19 protein-coding genes, 2 tRNA genes and 1 pseudogene are annotated in these 14,825 nt (G+C 45.0%); 14 read left to right on the top strand and 8 right to left on the bottom strand.

Features of this window, described 5'->3' with window-relative positions:
- Nucleotides 1-109 precede the first annotated feature (109 nt).
- Together ACO6UY_RS20675 and ACO6UY_RS20680 are read left to right on the top strand one after the other, a co-directional pair.
- A tRNA-Val gene (locus ACO6UY_RS20675) sits at nucleotides 110-185 on the top strand.
- A gap of 38 nt (nucleotides 186-223) precedes the next feature.
- Nucleotides 224-300 (top strand) — tRNA-Asp (locus ACO6UY_RS20680).
- A gap of 282 nt (nucleotides 301-582) precedes the next feature.
- On the opposite strand, the gene ACO6UY_RS20685 is transcribed toward ACO6UY_RS20680, so the two are convergent.
- Nucleotides 583-861: a type II toxin-antitoxin system RelB/DinJ family antitoxin gene (locus ACO6UY_RS20685; RefSeq protein WP_422451080.1), complete on the bottom strand. Its 279-nt coding sequence runs from the start codon at nucleotides 859-861 to the stop codon at nucleotides 583-585.
- 125 nt (nucleotides 862-986) lie between these two features.
- On the opposite strand from ACO6UY_RS20685, the gene ACO6UY_RS20690 reads away from it, so the two are divergent.
- On the top strand, nucleotides 987-1,118 hold the full coding sequence (locus ACO6UY_RS20690) for a transposase domain-containing protein (RefSeq protein WP_422451082.1): 132 nt from the start codon (nucleotides 987-989) through the stop codon (nucleotides 1,116-1,118).
- A 243-nt stretch (nucleotides 1,119-1,361) separates the two neighbouring features.
- Here ACO6UY_RS20690 and ACO6UY_RS20695 read toward each other — a convergent pair whose 3' ends face one another.
- The gene (locus ACO6UY_RS20695; protein WP_422451084.1) at nucleotides 1,362-1,901 is read right to left on the bottom strand and encodes a DUF6155 family protein; all 540 of its coding nucleotides are present in this window, start codon (nucleotides 1,899-1,901) and stop codon (nucleotides 1,362-1,364) included.
- A 799-nt stretch (nucleotides 1,902-2,700) separates the two neighbouring features.
- Here ACO6UY_RS20695 and ACO6UY_RS20700 point away from each other — a divergent pair.
- Complete coding sequence (locus ACO6UY_RS20700; protein ID WP_422451086.1) at nucleotides 2,701-3,396, top strand: aspartate/glutamate racemase family protein; 696 nt, start codon at nucleotides 2,701-2,703, stop codon at nucleotides 3,394-3,396.
- Nucleotides 3,397-3,711: 315 nt separating this feature from the next.
- Here ACO6UY_RS20700 and ACO6UY_RS20705 read toward each other — a convergent pair whose 3' ends face one another.
- The 3 genes from ACO6UY_RS20705 to ACO6UY_RS20715 all read right to left on the bottom strand — a co-directional run bounded on the left by ACO6UY_RS20705 (nucleotide 3,712) and on the right by ACO6UY_RS20715 (nucleotide 5,367).
- A complete protein-coding gene (locus tag ACO6UY_RS20705) occupies nucleotides 3,712-3,897 on the bottom strand; it encodes a hypothetical protein (RefSeq protein WP_422451087.1) in 186 nt (61 codons plus the stop codon).
- Nucleotides 3,884-4,216: a hypothetical protein gene (locus ACO6UY_RS20710; protein WP_422462971.1), complete on the bottom strand. Its 333-nt coding sequence runs from the start codon at nucleotides 4,214-4,216 to the stop codon at nucleotides 3,884-3,886. The genes ACO6UY_RS20705 and ACO6UY_RS20710 overlap by 14 nt, the downstream gene beginning before the upstream one ends.
- Nucleotides 4,217-4,320: 104 nt before the next feature.
- Nucleotides 4,321-5,367: an ankyrin repeat domain-containing protein gene (locus tag ACO6UY_RS20715; RefSeq protein ID WP_422491080.1), complete on the bottom strand. Its 1,047-nt coding sequence runs from the start codon at nucleotides 5,365-5,367 to the stop codon at nucleotides 4,321-4,323.
- Nucleotides 5,368-5,729: 362 nt separating this feature from the next.
- Between ACO6UY_RS20715 and ACO6UY_RS20720 the strand changes: the two are divergent.
- The 3 genes and pseudogenes from ACO6UY_RS20720 to ACO6UY_RS20730 all read left to right on the top strand — a co-directional run bounded on the left by ACO6UY_RS20720 (nucleotide 5,730) and on the right by ACO6UY_RS20730 (nucleotide 6,933).
- Nucleotides 5,730-6,240: pseudogene (locus ACO6UY_RS20720) on the top strand (ISAzo13-like element transposase-related protein).
- Nucleotides 6,241-6,300: 60 nt separating this feature from the next.
- Nucleotides 6,301-6,462 carry an AAA family ATPase gene (locus ACO6UY_RS20725; RefSeq protein ID WP_422451093.1) on the top strand — a complete coding sequence of 54 codons (162 nt, stop codon included), beginning with the start codon at nucleotides 6,301-6,303 and terminating at the stop codon, nucleotides 6,460-6,462.
- Nucleotides 6,463-6,471: 9 nt separating this feature from the next.
- Complete coding sequence (locus ACO6UY_RS20730) at nucleotides 6,472-6,933, top strand: ATP-dependent DNA helicase (RefSeq protein ID WP_422491086.1); 462 nt, start codon at nucleotides 6,472-6,474, stop codon at nucleotides 6,931-6,933.
- A 27-nt stretch (nucleotides 6,934-6,960) separates the two neighbouring features.
- On the opposite strand, the gene ACO6UY_RS20735 is transcribed toward ACO6UY_RS20730, so the two are convergent.
- Together ACO6UY_RS20735 and ACO6UY_RS20740 are read right to left on the bottom strand one after the other, a co-directional pair.
- Nucleotides 6,961-7,281, bottom strand: a complete 321-nt coding sequence (locus ACO6UY_RS20735; RefSeq protein WP_422451094.1) for a hypothetical protein — start codon at nucleotides 7,279-7,281, stop codon at nucleotides 6,961-6,963.
- Nucleotides 7,272-8,003 (bottom strand): ankyrin repeat domain-containing protein, encoded by a 732-nt coding sequence (locus tag ACO6UY_RS20740; RefSeq protein ID WP_422462967.1) that lies wholly within the window; start codon nucleotides 8,001-8,003, stop codon nucleotides 7,272-7,274. The genes ACO6UY_RS20735 and ACO6UY_RS20740 overlap by 10 nt, the downstream gene beginning before the upstream one ends.
- A 396-nt stretch (nucleotides 8,004-8,399) precedes the next feature.
- Between ACO6UY_RS20740 and ACO6UY_RS20745 the strand changes: the two genes are divergently transcribed.
- Genes ACO6UY_RS20745 through ACO6UY_RS20755 form a run of 3 tightly spaced genes read left to right on the top strand, consistent with a single transcriptional unit; the run spans nucleotide 8,400 to nucleotide 10,413 of the window.
- The gene (locus ACO6UY_RS20745; protein WP_422462965.1) at nucleotides 8,400-9,764 is read left to right on the top strand and encodes an AAA family ATPase; all 1,365 of its coding nucleotides are present in this window, start codon (nucleotides 8,400-8,402) and stop codon (nucleotides 9,762-9,764) included.
- The gene (locus tag ACO6UY_RS20750; protein WP_422451098.1) at nucleotides 9,757-9,984 is read left to right on the top strand and encodes a hypothetical protein; all 228 of its coding nucleotides are present in this window, start codon (nucleotides 9,757-9,759) and stop codon (nucleotides 9,982-9,984) included. Before ACO6UY_RS20745 ends, ACO6UY_RS20750 begins: the two co-directional genes overlap by 8 nt.
- 6 nt (nucleotides 9,985-9,990) lie before the next feature.
- On the top strand, nucleotides 9,991-10,413 hold the full coding sequence (locus ACO6UY_RS20755) for an RloB domain-containing protein (protein WP_422491087.1): 423 nt from the start codon (nucleotides 9,991-9,993) through the stop codon (nucleotides 10,411-10,413).
- A gap of 1,130 nt (nucleotides 10,414-11,543) precedes the next feature.
- On the opposite strand, the gene ACO6UY_RS20760 is transcribed toward ACO6UY_RS20755, so the two are convergent.
- Nucleotides 11,544-12,221 (bottom strand): HNH endonuclease, encoded by a 678-nt coding sequence (locus ACO6UY_RS20760; protein ID WP_422451099.1) that lies wholly within the window; start codon nucleotides 12,219-12,221, stop codon nucleotides 11,544-11,546.
- Nucleotides 12,222-12,378: 157 nt separating this feature from the next.
- Here ACO6UY_RS20760 and ACO6UY_RS20765 point away from each other — a divergent pair, with 157 nt between their 5' ends.
- The 4 genes from ACO6UY_RS20765 to ACO6UY_RS20780 all read left to right on the top strand — a co-directional run bounded on the left by ACO6UY_RS20765 (nucleotide 12,379) and on the right by ACO6UY_RS20780 (nucleotide 14,813).
- Nucleotides 12,379-12,666 carry a hypothetical protein gene (locus tag ACO6UY_RS20765; RefSeq protein WP_422451100.1) on the top strand — a complete coding sequence of 96 codons (288 nt, stop codon included), beginning with the start codon at nucleotides 12,379-12,381 and terminating at the stop codon, nucleotides 12,664-12,666.
- A gap of 62 nt (nucleotides 12,667-12,728) precedes the next feature.
- Complete coding sequence (locus ACO6UY_RS20770; protein ID WP_422462961.1) at nucleotides 12,729-13,010, top strand: hypothetical protein; 282 nt, start codon at nucleotides 12,729-12,731, stop codon at nucleotides 13,008-13,010.
- Between the two features lie 61 nt (nucleotides 13,011-13,071).
- Nucleotides 13,072-13,242, top strand: a complete 171-nt coding sequence (locus tag ACO6UY_RS20775) for a zinc ribbon domain-containing protein (protein WP_422467839.1) — start codon at nucleotides 13,072-13,074, stop codon at nucleotides 13,240-13,242.
- A 167-nt stretch (nucleotides 13,243-13,409) separates the two neighbouring features.
- A complete protein-coding gene (locus ACO6UY_RS20780) occupies nucleotides 13,410-14,813 on the top strand; it encodes an alpha-amylase family protein (protein WP_422462959.1) in 1,404 nt (467 codons plus the stop codon).
- The last annotated feature ends 12 nt before the right edge of the window (nucleotides 14,814-14,825 follow it).

Here is a 14,825-nt window from a genome sequence, read left to right on the forward strand (position 1 = left end):
CAGTCGGTTAGAATGCCGGCCTGTCACGCCGGAGGTCGCGGGTTCGAGTCCCGTCCGGTCCGCCATTTTATGCCTGTGTTGAGAAGCAGGTAAGCAGAGTAAAAAATTTGGGTGATTAGCTCAGCTGGGAGAGCATCTGCCTTACAAGCAGAGGGTCGGCGGTTCGATCCCGTCATCACCCACCAACTAGAAACTAGTATCTGGATACTAGAAACTAGATAGCGGACCGGTAGTTCAGTCGGTTAGAATGCCGGCCTGTCACGCCGGAGGTCGCGGGTTCGAGTCCCGTCCGGTCCGCCATATACCTTAACCCTTACGATACCTGTCGTAAGGGTTTTGTCGTTTATAGGACCTGTAAACAAAGGGTTAAACACATGATGCTGTGGTTTGTGGCCTTTCGTTTTTAAAGCTAATTTCCCCGTTTTTCTTACTTTTCTCTCTCCTCTCTGAAAAGCTGTGGTCTGAGCCCTTCCGAGAAATCAGGTTTGAGTACCAATAACATGACCTACGGTAATAATATCTGCAATGGCCAGCTTGGTGATCTTTTTAAAGTCCATCTTGAACTGATTGGAATATTCCAGGCTATACATCACTTACCTTGCCATCAGTCAGCTCATTCATTAAGGCACTGACAGATTCGGCGCTGTGGCCTTTGCCTTCATCAAGTTCTTTCATTGCCGCCACCGAGGTTTTATTGGGCTGCTGAACTCGCACTTCAAACGGGATGCCACCGTGATTGATGACCGCCTTGGCAAAGAGCTTAATGGCCTGAGAAGTACTTAAACCAATGGCTTCGCAGATATTAGTAAAGGCAGCCTTGGTATCGTGATCGATACGGGCGCTGAGCATTTCCTGCCTCATTTTTCACTCTCCATAAGTTAAATATGTCTTACATTGTTATACATTGTACGACAAGTTATAGAAGGATATCGGAGATATTCAAGTGCAGTGGATGCCGCTTCCCTGGTTAAAGAAAAGGAAATCCGATGGCCATTAACAATAACGATGACAGCCTGATCGAAAGCGCGAAGGCCAATGGGCTGGAACCGTTCGAATTTTTGATAAGTGCAAGCTTTGATAGAGCCGCATCTTCAGTAAATATATCGGTAGTCGTTTGATTAAATTCGCTTTGGTTAGCTACTTAATATCCTGTTGATTGGCTTCATTCCTCTGACGGATAAACGACGCTTTGATGGAAGCTGCTTCAAATCATCAATGCTACACCGACCATCAGCCTCTGGTTCATCTGCAAGGATCGGTAGAGCGAGTTACTTTCCATAGCGAAGCCAGCGGATTCTTTGTGATATTGCCTGAAAAGTTTGGACTCGATTAGGTTAAAGTAGAAAGCACGTCATGACTCGTCAATCAGCGCTGATGGAATAGGTGTCATAAGTTTCTGATAGCGTATCATGGAAGCCCCAGCCCATATCATGAGTATCTCTTAAGATGCTACGCAATCGGTCATCAAAATCATGAAAGAGATCTTCTTTGACAATGAATTTGATGGCGCTTTCATACATGCTTTCCATACTGCAATAAAAAGGTTCATCAATGTCGCCATACTCTTGGGTGCACCAGACGCCAGATTCCACAAATGTGAGCATGATGTCGGCAAGGCCAGCATTAGAACAGGATATTTTTTTGTAGTCTGAGATCGCTTTCCTGGCAACGGATGCTCTCATGGAGGGGAATTGCCTACGCCCCGATGGGATGTATTCATCCCTGACGATCTTTTTGTATTTTTCCAACACTGCGGAATCGTCATTAAAGAATGAGGCTTGGTAGAACTCTTTTATGTTGGCAAATTTCTTATAGAGATGGGCAATTTCTTCGACCAATTCATTCTGGTTCTTTTTCCTTAACTGTTTCTTCAGTTCAGTCAATGTTGGCTTTTTGGACATTTGTATAATCGCTCATTAAGAGACAGGCCAATGTTAGGGTGGTGACTTATAGCCTTATGAATGGTCAATTTCAACCACTTCTGGTCTGATGGATAAGTCAATGTTTGATGAGCTGCTGGCCAGCGTCCAGGAGCTGGATGATATTCGAGAACGAAAAAGCCAGCTGCAAGAGTGACTGGGTTTCCAGAGGTTGAAGTAAGAGCGATTCTTGAGAAGTTAGGGTTGAGTCAGGCGAAGTTTGCCTTGCTGATAGGTGTCAGCAAAAGACTCTGGAAAACTGGGAGCAAGGGCGTCGGCAGCCAATGGGGCCAGCCAAAGCACTGCTGAGAATTTTTGCGGTAGATCCGAAGGGGACTTTGAAAGCACTGCATGGATAGTTTCAAGGTACAATGGTTCTGTTAATGTTGGTTATCAAAACATTCCGCAGCCTTTTCCCTCGCCACCGCCATACACCTTGACCCTTACGATGTCTGTCGTGAGGGTTTTGTCGTTTATAGGATCTGTAAACAAAGGGTTAACAGCACCCCGATGGAGTTTTCACACTCCCCACAAACAAGCTATTTTCCCCTGTTTTTACCGTTTTCTCTATCCTCTTAGAAAAAGTGGAGGAATTGGCCCTTCGAGTCCTCCACTTTTTTTGTATTTCAATATCAGTAAGTTAGGTTACAATTTGCCGGAGGTCGCGATGGAGGTTTCAGTTCTCTCATTTGGTAGGCTCTCGGGACTGCGGGCGAACTTTTATACGTTTTTTTGTGGAGTTTGTGCAGAACCTCTCTGGTTATATCGGTAAATATTAATAATGAAAACGATTGGATTGATTGGTGGGATGAGTTGGGAGTCAACTCTAAGCTACTACAAGGGAATTAATGAAGGCGTTAAGACGTCTCTTGGGGGGTTACATTCAGCCAAGGTTGCCCTCTACAGTGTCGATTTCGCTGAAATTGAGAAGCTTCAGCACCAGGGTGAGTGGGATAAAACAGCAGAGATTCTGTCCGCTGCGGCTCGTTCTGTTGAAGCAGGTGGGGCTGATTTCTTTTTAATTTGCACTAACACCATGCATAAAGTGGCAGAGGCTGTTGAAAAATCCGTTGCCATTCCTCTGGTGCATATTGCTGATGCAACCGGCGAGCTTCTTGTCAAAGATGGTATAAAACGGGTTGGTTTATTGGGCACTCGCTTCACCATGGAGCAAGCGTTTTATAAAAATCGCTTGTCGGACAAGTTTGGTATAGACGTTGTTATTCCGGATGAAACTGAACAGGAGGTAGTCCATCAGGTCATTTACACGGAACTCTGTCTTGGACAGATCAACAACGCTTCCCGCAACCAATATTTGAAGATCATTAGCAGTCTGCATAACCAAGGGGCTGAGGCAGTAATTCTCGGTTGTACTGAAATTGCCTTGTTGGTTCAACAGACCCATACGACCATACCACTGTATGACACAACAGAAATACATACCCAGAAGGCAGTGAAGTTAGCGATTGTTGAATAAAATAAACGGGTGGTAAATCGTAGACCGCTTCGGAAGTGCGTATGCCGGAGCATTGCTGGAAGAAATAGCGCCTCATCAATCGCTTGATGAGGCTTCAGGGGCTATGCTTGCAAGTTTGCTGAAATGCTCTCGCTGTTCGGTCCAAACGGAAGATCAGGTTAGAACGGCGTTATTTGATCTGCTGACAAAGGAGGATGACGTATTGGATAACACGTTAACTCCCAATCAGCAGAATCAAGCGATTAAGCCCTTGTTTGATACCCGGGTTGTTTCCCGGAAACGTAACAGCGCATTGTCTCCAGTACCCGGTTGACGTTACGGATTTTGAAAGAAGTCAATAAGACCCAGTTGAAACTGGAAATAACGTCGGGCTATCGCCACGGCTGCGCCATGATGCACCGACAGGCCATACTGGCCACTGAATTTTGTCCGCCCTATCACCGACGTGTAAGCCGGGTTGATCCTGGCCAACCGCCAGACGTTGCTCTTAGGTTTTGCCATAGGTGTGACAGGGAATGGTCCATTTGTTCAGCGGGTTACCGTAGCGGTCAATCAACGCCAGGGCCTGGTGGTCGGAGTTGATATCAAGACCCATCGCACTGGCTTCCGGGCGGGTACACGGATGACCTCGTATCGCAGCCGTTGTCACCAGCAACCGCCAGCCTTTCTCATCACGGGCAAACCGAAAGGACAGTGCTTGGACATAGTGTTTATAAAGGTCTCCAAACTGATCCGACCGGCCTTTAAGCCCAACGTCTGCCCTTCCGTTTTTTAAGCTATTTCCAGAACACTCTTTAAAGAGCTGGAAGCACTCCAGCAAACACTTAACACCAAGGATTCAGCAACTCCCAAACATCAATTAGTGCATCCTTGCATTGTGTGCTTTAAATTTCTGGGCAGTCCGTGGCCATGCCAGCTCAGAAATCAGACCAGATTACATGGGAGCGTCCAAGTGGAAGTTTCAGGTGGCTGATCCTGCTCGCCCTCGTGTTTTTTCTCCATATAAAACTCTTGCCAGGGACCATCAGGATAGCCAAGGTCCTTAAAATATTTTCGTGTATAACTATCATTTCTATCCAATTGACTCTCATAGTCTTCCAATGCTTTGGCCTGATCATCTTTTAACTGCTGTGCATAGATTAACCTCTTGACATTACCATCCGATTCTAGGAAAACTCTGCGCTTATCAAGCAATACCTCCTTAATCAGGTCAGCTGGAGTCTTCCCGTCATTATCCAGCTGCAACAGTGTTGACCTTCCAGTGCCGTCCAGCTGATTTTCCAGCAGATACTCAAAGACCTTCGGATGTTGCTGCTGTGTAGCGAGATGCAGCAGACTGCTCTGGCTGTTTGTGCTGTGCATCAGATGGTCGTCGTAGTAAACCTGGCGAAAATCTCGCCTGAGACAGTCACAAAGCTCGGACACCACGTCCAGGCTACCATTCGCGGCGGCCAAGCTTAGTAAGCTATCGCCGGTATTATTTACCGTATTATTGATTTTTCCAGCAGCTGACAGTTCGTGAATTAATATAAAAGCACCCTCATTCCAGCTGTTTAACAGGGCAAAATGCAAAGGAGTGTCAGCGTTCATGGCAGGTATACTCTTACCATCCTTTGTAGTAATTGCCAGTTCGTCCACATCAATTGCGGAGGTGCATTGATCAATGATGTCCGAACATTGAGGGTCAGCAAGTACTGCCTCAAGCAGCACATTATCCTTTGCCAGGCAGGCAATGTGGAGCGGAGTAAGCTGATGGGGAAGGTTCCAGCTATCCACCAGACGACCATTGGGGGTAAGTAGTTCGGCAGCAACATCCTTGGCATTGTCAAGAAACGTCCCTACCTCTGCTGACTTCAGAAACTTGCTCGCCGCCTCTGTGAACTCAGGCACCGCTGATGCCTTATCAGATTCATACATGGGGCCCAGGACATTCTCCGGGGGCAGATTAATTACACCACCAGTACCATTCATAATATGCTCCTGTGTTAACTTATCAGTTGGAGCAGGTTCCCGGTAGAAAGTTCCCTTCAATCGTTTTTCTCGTTTTTCTTACTTTTCTCTCCTCTGTGAATGAGTCTTTGTCTGATGGCTTTCTCGAGCTGGTGGAGATGATGAGCCATCCACTTTGGGCTGATCCCGATATTCAGGCCATAGAAAACGCAGACGTATAGGGTGCTTAAAATTTTGACTGAGTATCATTGAAAATCAGCAATTACGCAAAATTGCAATGTTACTCGCGGATAAGTCGGCTGTGCTTAGTAATTGTCCTGAAATAATTTCTACATTTCCCCAGTCAGGGCAATGGCAAAGTTATACCACATGGGATATACGACTTGGGCAAAAACAAGTCAGTGGTTCATTTAAATACCAGTAAAGACACGTCTGAATTTTCTTGTGAGTGCATTGCTCTCTGGTGGCTTGAGCATGGACAGAAAGACTATCCAAATGAAGATGAGATATTAATTATGTGTGATGGTGGCGGTAGTAATAGTTCATCGTCGTACCTGTTCAAAGAGGATTTGCAAGCACTCTCCGATCGATTGAATTTAAAAAATCGTATTGCACATTATCCACCCTATTGCTCAAAGTACAATCCAATTGAACATCTTGTATTTCCTCATGACAAGAGCCAGCAGTGGTGTACCTCTGGAAAGTATCGAGACAGCAAAGCACTATATTGAGAAAACTGAAACGACGACAGGGTTGAAAGTAGTCGTGAAAATAATCGATACGGTCTTTGAAAAAGGGCGTAAATACGCCGCTGATTTCAAAGAGAGGATGAGCATTCAATTTGATAAATTTCTGCCAAAATGGAATTACACTGCTGTACCAGGTGGAAAATGAAATGTCGATTTTATTTCGGGACAATTACTAAAGGGAAATTCCGCTTGGTCAGGCATTGCTATGGATAAAGCCATCCCTTGGGTGGAAGAGAAAAATAACATCCAACTGTCTGACTCCCAGAAAGGGGCCATTGGACTGGCGGTTCAGAATAAGTTTTGCATTATCACCGGTGGTCCCGGTGTGGGCAAAACGACGGTGGTTTACAGCATTCTGAAGATTTGATTGAGTAATGTGGCGTTACAGGAAGCATTGAACCCAAATGCGCTACCACGGGTTACCCGGTATGGCTGGACCTATGCACCGGGGGATAAGGTGATTCAAACCGTTAATAACTATGACAAGGAAGTGTTCAATGGCGACATTGGTCAAGTAAAAAGCATTGATATTGAAGAGGGCGAGCTGATGATTGAGTTTGATGGGCGGGAGGTGCTTTACCCTGTCAATGAGTTGGATGAAGTCTCCTTGGCTTATGCCACGACCATCCATAAAAGTCAGGGTTCGGAATATCCTTTTGTGGTGATACCCATGGCCATGCAGCACTTCACTCTGCTGGAACGTCATCTGCTCTACACCGGAGTGACTCGGGGGAAGCAAATGGTGGTGCTGGTTGGGCAGCCCAAGGCGGTGGGGATGGCGGCCCGAACTCGCAAATCAAACTACCGGTTGACTAATCTTCAGACTCGATTGGGTTAAAGTAGAAAGCACGCAATGACTCGTCAATCAGACCAGATTACATGGGAACGTCCAAGTGGAAGTTTCAGGTGACTGAGCCTGCTTACCCTCGTGTTTATTCTCCATATAAAACTCTTGCCAGGGACCATCAGGATAGCCAAGGTCCTTAAAATATTTTCGTGTATAACTATCATTTCTATCCAATTGACTCTTATAGTCTTCCAATGCTTTGGCCTGATCATCTTTTAGCTGCTTTGCATAGATTAACCTCTTGACATTACCATCCGATTCCAGGGCAACTCTGCGAATATCAAGCAGTACCTCCTTAATCAGGTCAGCTGGCGTCTTCCCGTCATTATTCAGCTGCAACAGTGTTGACCTCCACTGCTGTTCAACTGATTTTCCAGCAGATACTCAAAGACCTTCGGATTTTGCTGCTGTGTAGCGAGATGCAGCAGACTGCTCTGGCTGTTTGTGCTGTGCATCAGATAGTCGTCAAAGTAAACCAGGCTAAACTCTCGCCTGAGACAGTTACAAAGCTCGGACACCACATCCAGACTGCCATAGGCGGCGGCCAAGCTTAGTAAACTACTGCCGGTATTATTTACCGTATTATTGATTTTTCCAGCAGCTGACAGTTCGTGAATTAATTTTAAAGCACCCTCATCCCAGCCGTTATACAGGGCAAAATGCAAAGGAGTGTCACCGTTCATGGCAGGCATTTTCTTATCATCCTTTGTAATTGCCAGTTCGTCTACATCAATTGCGGAGGTGCATTGATCGATGATCTTCCAACATTGAGGGTCAGCAAGTGCTGCCTTAAACAGCACCCTATCCTTTGCCAGGCAGGCAATGTGGAGCGGAGTAAGCTGATGGGGAAGGTTCCAGCTATCAACCAGACGATCATCGGGGGTAAGCAGCTCGGCGGCAACGGCCCTGGCGTTGTTAAGAAACGTTCCTACCTCTGCTGACTTCAGAAACTTGCTCGCCGACTCAGTGAACTCAGGCACCGCTGATGCCTTATCAGATTCATACATGGAACCCAGGATATTCTCCGGGGGCAGATTAATTACACCACCAGTACCATTCATAATATGCTCCAGTGCTAACTTATCAATTGGAGCAGGTTCCCGGTAGAAAGTTCCCTTCAGTCGTTTTTCTCGTTTTTCTTATATTTCTCTCCTCTGTGAATGAGTCTTTGGCTGATGGTTGTCTCAAACTGGTGGAGATGATGAACCATCGACTTTGGGCTGATCCCGATATTCAGGCCATAGAAAAAGCAGTCGTATAGGCCGCTTAAAATTTTAGAGTTAGTATCTGGTCGATTTTGTCAGTTTTGCTGCAGAGCCATAAATAATATGGTGTATTCCTCTGTGTGCTTGAAGAGATTGCTTTGCATGAGAAATGGCCTGTTTTAGTGTAAAAAATTATGAATTTATGAGAAATATGCCAATCTTTAGGAGAAAATATCACCTAAAGACTTTATTATGCTTTTGCGATTCTCTGTTGAAAACTATCGATCCTTCAGGGACAGGGTGGAGCTATCCATGGTTCCAAGCCGGGTTCGCACCCATTCTGGTCATGTTATCCCGCCTGGCAATCCAAAAGATATTGGTGCCCTGAAAGCAGCTGTCATCTATGGGGCCAATGCTTCAGGCAAGTCTAATTTGATCAAGGCTATGCATTTTGCCCGATTGATGATTGTCCAGGGTAGCCCGCAGGGAAAAAATCTAAACTATGACCCATTCCTGCTGGATAAGGATTGCTCTCAAAAACCATCACGTTTTGAGTTTGAGATCAAATGTGGCAAGAATAATTATGCTTATGGCTTTATGGCAGATAGCAAGTTTATTCAGGAAGAATGGCTGTACAAAATAGATAAAAAGGGTGAGTCCCCTGTGTTTGTTCGAACAAATGAACATAGTATTTCGTTTCCTGCCCTTAAGTTTAAGAGCAAGTACGATGAACAGTTTTTATCATTCACTGCCAAAGCGACTCCCGGACACCGGCTGTTTTTGTTTGAGTGTCAGGATCGTAATGTGACCAAGGCATTAGATTACATTAAGCCTTTAACGGAGGTTAATGATTGGTTTCATCATCGACTCAATATTGTTTTTCCTGATTCAAAGTATCATGGTCTGGAAATGGCCGTTCATTCTGATGATACCGTTAGTAGTCTTCTGGCAAGTGTACTCAGAAGCTTCGATACAGGTATCAATGATCTGTCATTGAAACAGGTCGATTTGATCAAAGATGTCTATGATATTCCTGACCATATTAAACAGGATATTATGGCAACCTTAGAAGCTGGTGAGGCCTCTTTGGTGTCAACCCCTGATAGTACCCTGTATCAGATTCTTAAAAATCAGAATGGTGAAATCAATACGTTTAAACTGATGACATCACATAAGAATCATCAAGGTGAATCTGTCGATTTTGATATCAATCAGGAGTCTGATGGCTGTCAACGTATTTTAGATATTGCCCCCGGATTATTGGAGCTCTTTTCGCAAGAAAAGGTTTATGTAATAGACGAAATAGATAGAAGTTTGCACTCAGAAATAACGATGGCGATTCTGAGTCAATTTCTATCATTAACCACTGGTCGACATAGCCAGCTGATTGTCACAACTCATGAGTCTAACCTTCTGGATGTGGGCCTCATACGACGGGATGAGATATGGTTCGCACAAAAAAGCTCAGCGGGCATATCCAGTTTGTACTCGTTGGAAGAGTACCAGTCCAGACCGGACAAAGATATTCGGAAAGATTATCTGGTAGGGCGTTTGGGCGGTGTCCCTGTAATTAAAGATGGCTTAAATAATCTGGTCAAAGGTATAAATAATGGCTAGAGAACCCCGCCCATTCACACGTATTCGAGGTGTTCGTGATCCATCCTTAATCGTCATTGCCTGCGAAGGTGCAGCAACTGAGCCGGTCTATTTTCAGGGTGTGGCTGACAAGTCTGATGCGCTTGGTTCACGTCTCAAACTGAAGGTTTTACCGCCTCGGGAGGGTAATCTCAGCGCTCCCAGGTATGTTTTGCAGCAGATGAATACGTACAAGAAGTAATTCGGTATTGGTACTCACGACGAACTTTGTCTGGTGATTGATCGTGATCAGCAGGCATGGGAGGAGAAAGCCATTTCTGAAATTGCAAAGGCCTGCGATCAGAAGCAGTACCTTTTGGCATTAAGCAATCCTGCATTTGATCTCTGGCTTCTTCTGCACCATTTGGATGTGTATGCATTGGCGCAAGATGAACAGGAACAGCTATATGCCAATAAAAAAAGTGCTCTTAAACGAAAGATAAAGGAATATGTTCGGTCCTATCAGTCTTCAGCACCAAATATTGATGATTTTTGGGATCTGACAGAGCAGGCAATAATATATGCAAAAAAATTGGATGAAGATCCAACATCACGCTGGCCTAACGGATTGGGAACGCGAGTCTACTTAATTTTAGAGAAGATCCTTTTGGCCAAAGAGAGGTTAGCATAAGAGTTTTTACTGTTATATCTGAGCTGGTTAATGGTACGAATGCCATGTTTTAGTGTCGGCTTTTCCCAACCTCTGGTATGAATTATAGAAAAGTCAGCATACGCCCTGAGTATGGGGTTGCCAAAATCAATGGTTAGCTCAATCGCCTGCTCTCCAGTTGCCAAGTAATATTTTCTGCATCAAACAGGGTAGCGGTTCTGGCCGGTCCGGACTGATCATCATTTTTGTGCTGTTGATTCAAACTGAACTTCCTTTTTGGTCAGAATCGTGTTGTCAGTTGTTACGATTCTGGAGACGGTGTCTGTGTGTCTGTTTATTGGCAAGATAAATCCCATAAAGATCTGTTCTTAGGGTAGACATTAAGGCAAATAAAGCAGTACTTACAGTGCAGAACTCATCCGGAACAGCCAAAATAAAGCTTCGAAACCATTATCAAGACTGAATAAGATGAGTACTACAAATAGTAGATTAGTTGAAAAAAAATGCTGACCTGTTTTGATCAGTCAGAACTCCTCAGTATGGCGGAACAGCTTGGTTTTACTATACGGCAGCGAGATATCCGTCCTTTGGATTTTTTCTCTCACTGATCGATGCCCTCTCTGGTGATGGAATCTGCGACACCCAGGCGGATCTGCACCGTAAATTTAACGAGTTGACGGGTCTGAATATCTCCTATCGCTCTTGGGCAAATCAAGCTAAAAAAGACGCACTGCCTGCTCTTGTCTTGTGGCTATGGATGCAGTGCCTGGAAATATTTTCCCGCAAAGTCATGGCGTTTGATGAGATCACCTGAATGCAGGCCAGTCCATTTTAAGGAATTGTCTTTTAATAAGTTCCCGGTTTCCGTTCACCCTGAAGCTTGTCGAAGGGTAGTGCCACCGAACTTTGACAAGCTCAGTCCGAACGGAGTCAGGCAATGAAAATAGGGAAGTTATTTCCAGACAACTCCTTACATTTCTCTCCTCTGTGAATGAGTCTTTGGCTGATGGCTTTCTCAAGCTGGTGGAGAGGATGAACCATCCACTTTGGGCTGATCCCGATATTCAGGCCATAGAAAACGCAGTCGTATAGGGTGCTTAAAATTTGGACTGAGTATTATTGAAAATCAGCAATTACGCAAAATTGCAATGTTACTCGCGGATAAGTCGGCTGTGCTTAGCATACAAAGCTACCAGTTTGGTAGTCATAGACTGACCGTAATGAAATTCTCGATGGCAGTTAGGGCACAAGGCTATGGCGTTAGTTACCCTATCGGACCCTCCATCTGCCAAGTGTCTCAAATGATGTACTTCCAAAAAAGGTTCACCTTCAGCAGTGAGAAATGGAGCTTCACTGTCACAGCACTCACAATAGCCATTTGCTTCTTTAAGAACCCAGGCTTTTACTTTTGGGTCTCGCTGGTACTGGGTTACTTGAGTAGTAACAATTTGAGGCTTAAACTCTCCAAGTGGTTTTGAAAGTGTTTTTTTCTTTTTTAACTCAGAAACCTGGCTTTCAAACGTCGCTTGACCAACATAACTTTTGCTTTCTGCTTTTGATATCAGTCTTTCGATAAGTTCTATGTGGTTGGAGCCAACATTCTTTGCAGGTTTTAGTCCTTTAACCCATTTTCGTCCCATAAGAGACATAACATAAGAGATATTCTGCATTCGATACTCAAATGCTTTTTCGGTTCTGCCGAACCGTTTTGATAGGTCGGAGTAGTAATTTTTTTTAATATAATGTTCGTTTTTTGTGTCTTTTTTATGCATGTCCATATAGGCAAGCACAGAAGCTTCAAGTTCTTCTTCAGTCCATATTGTTGTCACAGTTATTTCCCTAAAATTTAATTTGGTAAAAATGGTGTAATCTGAATTTGATAAAAGTTGTAAGTTTCTATAATTTTACAATTTTAATTGATCTTGTTACAAGCTGCTAATGATACTTACTGGTTTTCGTTAAGGGATAGTTATAGAAGGTCAAAATATGAGCAAACTAATTGATGGGCATAAAGCTTCCATAGAAGAAGTAAATGATGAGTTTTCAGAATTTTATAACGATGGGGCATACGGTTCTGGAGATCAGGAAATTCTCAAGTACGCTGATGAATATGCTTACCAGAGGTATGGTATTAGTGCTGTTGATATAATTTGTGGCGGAGATATGAAAGAGTTTTTTGCGAAGTGGTACGATGAAAAAATTGGTGTTGAGGCTATACGGCGGTTAATTGATGAGCAGGCAGAGAAATATGATTTAACTATATTTAGGTTGTAATCCATAGATAACTAACCAGAGGCTCCCAATTCTATGACCATTATATTCTCTGATTATGATTTTTGAACCAGAATGACATAGGGCGAAATGCCCGTAAAGCACGCAAAGTAACTCTGGAATTGAACAAGAAAACCGCTACGATTCAATCACCCTTGTTGGCCATGGCCAGGAAAAGCCGCCGGTACGAATGGTTGAAAGATGCTGATTCCATTGCCTTGCAGCAGGCCATCATTAATCTGGATAGGGCATTTCAGAACTTCTTTAGCCCCAAACTTGAAGCCGGTAAGCCTCGCTTCAAATCCAAACATGGTCAGGAACAGACGACTGGCCTAAGCTATCTCTGATGCCGGATGGTCATCGCTGATCACCAGGCTGGAGTACAAGGCAAAGCAGACAGGAGATCACCTGGTCAAGATTGACCAGTGGTTTCCATCGTCAAAAGCCTGTTCTTGCTGTGGCCAGAAACGAAATGAGATGCCATTGAAAGTCCGGTCATGGGTCTGTTCCTGTGGAGCAATCCACGACAGGGATATTAACGCTGCCAAAACATTCGGCAGCAAGGCATCCTTAGATTAAAGGCGGAAGGGCATTCCGTTTCTGCTGATGGAGGCTTGCGTAAATCCGGCTTATCGCCGGTTGCAGCCTGAGAAGTCAGAAGTCTAGCCCGATAGGGCGGGTAATGTCACCCTCAAGCCTGCCTCCATTCTTCAACATTCCTTTCTCTCGACCAGGTTGGTTCCATTATGTATAAATTCATACGTCACCTCGTCTACCTTTTTCTCTTTCTCCTTATTCTTCAAGACAGTAGCGCCAACGTTATTCTTCATGCTTTCAACTGGAAGTACTCGGAAGTCAGCGAAAAAGCTGATGAGCTAGGTAAGCTGGGCTACCAGATGGTCCTGGTATCCCCGCCACTGAAAAGCACCGGTGAAGAATGGTGGGCTCGTTACCAGCCCCAGGACTACCGTGTGATAGAAAACCCTTTGGGGGACACCAATGACTTCAGGCAAATGCTTAATACCCTTAAACAGCATGGTGTGGTCGTATATGCCGACATCGTCCTGAATCACATGGCCAACGAAGCTTATGAACGGGATGATCTTAATTTTCCCGGGCAAAAAATCCTTGCACAATACGCAGCCAGCCCCACAAAGTACTCCTCCCTGAGGCTTTTTGGCGACCTGGGCAAGAACCTCTTCTCTGCCTCGGACTTCAATCCTGCAACCTGCATCAATAACTATAACTCGACTTATGAGGTTCAAAACTGGCGGCTTTGTGGCGCTCCCCCGGATACCGGTCTGCCGGACCTGGTTAACAATGACTGGGTTGTTGAACAGCAACAAAAGTATCTTCGGAGTTTGCGTGACATGGGGGTCAAGGGCTTCAGGATTGACGCAGCAAAGCATATGCCCCTTGAGCATGTAAACCAGGTCATCACGGCTGACATCAAGCATGGTATGCACATTTTTGGAGAGATCATTACCAGTGGTGGGGCGGGAAACTCTGAATACGACAGGTTTCTGAAACCTTACCTGGATGGTACAGGCTTTGCCGCTTACGATTTCCCGCTATTCAGTAGCCTGTATAATGCTTTCAAAATCGGCGGAAGCCTGAACCTTCTTGTTGATCCCCTTGCCTATGGTCAGGCTCTTCAGCCAGGAAGAGCCATTACTTTTGTTACCACCCATGACATTCCCAATAACCAGGGCTTTCGTTACCTGATCATGGACGAGACTGATGAGCAGCTGGCCTATGCCTATATCATGGGACGTGACGGTGGCGTCCCCCTGGTGTTTTCCGATCATAACGAGAGCGGGGACAACCGCTGGGCAGATGCGTACAGGTCCGGCAGCTTAACAGCCATGCTTGAATTCCACAGGGCAAACCAGGGGCAACCCATGAAAATAATAGGGCATGGTGACTGTTTTCTGCTGTTTAGCCGGGGAGAGTCTGACGCTACCGGGGTGGTTGGTATTAACAAGTGTGAACATGGCCAGGAATACTGGGTAAACACTCAGGAACATAAATTCTTTTGGCACCAAACTTACTTTGATGTACTGGAACCTGCTGACACATTCATAGTCAGCAGCCAATTTCACCGGCTCTACATACCGGGGCGCAAGGCAAAAATGTGGATGCGGCAGTGATGGTCTAACCTG

It is taken from the genome of Endozoicomonas sp. ALE010, from assembly GCF_049310165.1.
Taxonomy (GTDB): Bacteria; Pseudomonadota; Gammaproteobacteria; order Pseudomonadales; family Endozoicomonadaceae; genus Endozoicomonas.

What these genes read in the sequence shown, in the direction of transcription:
- ACO6UY_RS20700 (WP_422451086.1), top strand. Translation starts at nt 2,701, where the DNA reads ATGAAAACGATTGGATTGATTGGTGGGATGAGTTGGGAGTCAACTCTA.
- ACO6UY_RS20705 (WP_422451087.1), bottom strand. Translation starts at nt 3,897, where the DNA reads ATGGCAAAACCTAAGAGCAACGTCTGGCGGTTGGCCAGGATCAACCCG.
- ACO6UY_RS20745 (WP_422462965.1), top strand. Translation starts at nt 8,400, where the DNA reads ATGCTTTTGCGATTCTCTGTTGAAAACTATCGATCCTTCAGGGACAGG.
- ACO6UY_RS20725 (WP_422451093.1), top strand. Translation starts at nt 6,301, where the DNA reads ATGGATAAAGCCATCCCTTGGGTGGAAGAGAAAAATAACATCCAACTG.
- ACO6UY_RS20765 (WP_422451100.1), top strand. Translation starts at nt 12,379, where the DNA reads ATGAGCAAACTAATTGATGGGCATAAAGCTTCCATAGAAGAAGTAAAT.
- ACO6UY_RS20685 (WP_422451080.1), bottom strand. Translation starts at nt 861, where the DNA reads ATGAGGCAGGAAATGCTCAGCGCCCGTATCGATCACGATACCAAGGCT.
- ACO6UY_RS20690 (WP_422451082.1), top strand. Translation starts at nt 987, where the DNA reads ATGGCCATTAACAATAACGATGACAGCCTGATCGAAAGCGCGAAGGCC.
- ACO6UY_RS20740 (WP_422462967.1), bottom strand. Translation starts at nt 8,003, where the DNA reads ATGAATGGTACTGGTGGTGTAATTAATCTGCCCCCGGAGAATATCCTG.
- ACO6UY_RS20715 (WP_422491080.1), bottom strand. Translation starts at nt 5,367, where the DNA reads ATGAATGGTACTGGTGGTGTAATTAATCTGCCCCCGGAGAATGTCCTG.
- ACO6UY_RS20780 (WP_422462959.1), top strand. Translation starts at nt 13,410, where the DNA reads ATGTATAAATTCATACGTCACCTCGTCTACCTTTTTCTCTTTCTCCTT.
- ACO6UY_RS20750 (WP_422451098.1), top strand. Translation starts at nt 9,757, where the DNA reads ATGGCTAGAGAACCCCGCCCATTCACACGTATTCGAGGTGTTCGTGAT.
- ACO6UY_RS20695 (WP_422451084.1), bottom strand. Translation starts at nt 1,901, where the DNA reads ATGTCCAAAAAGCCAACATTGACTGAACTGAAGAAACAGTTAAGGAAA.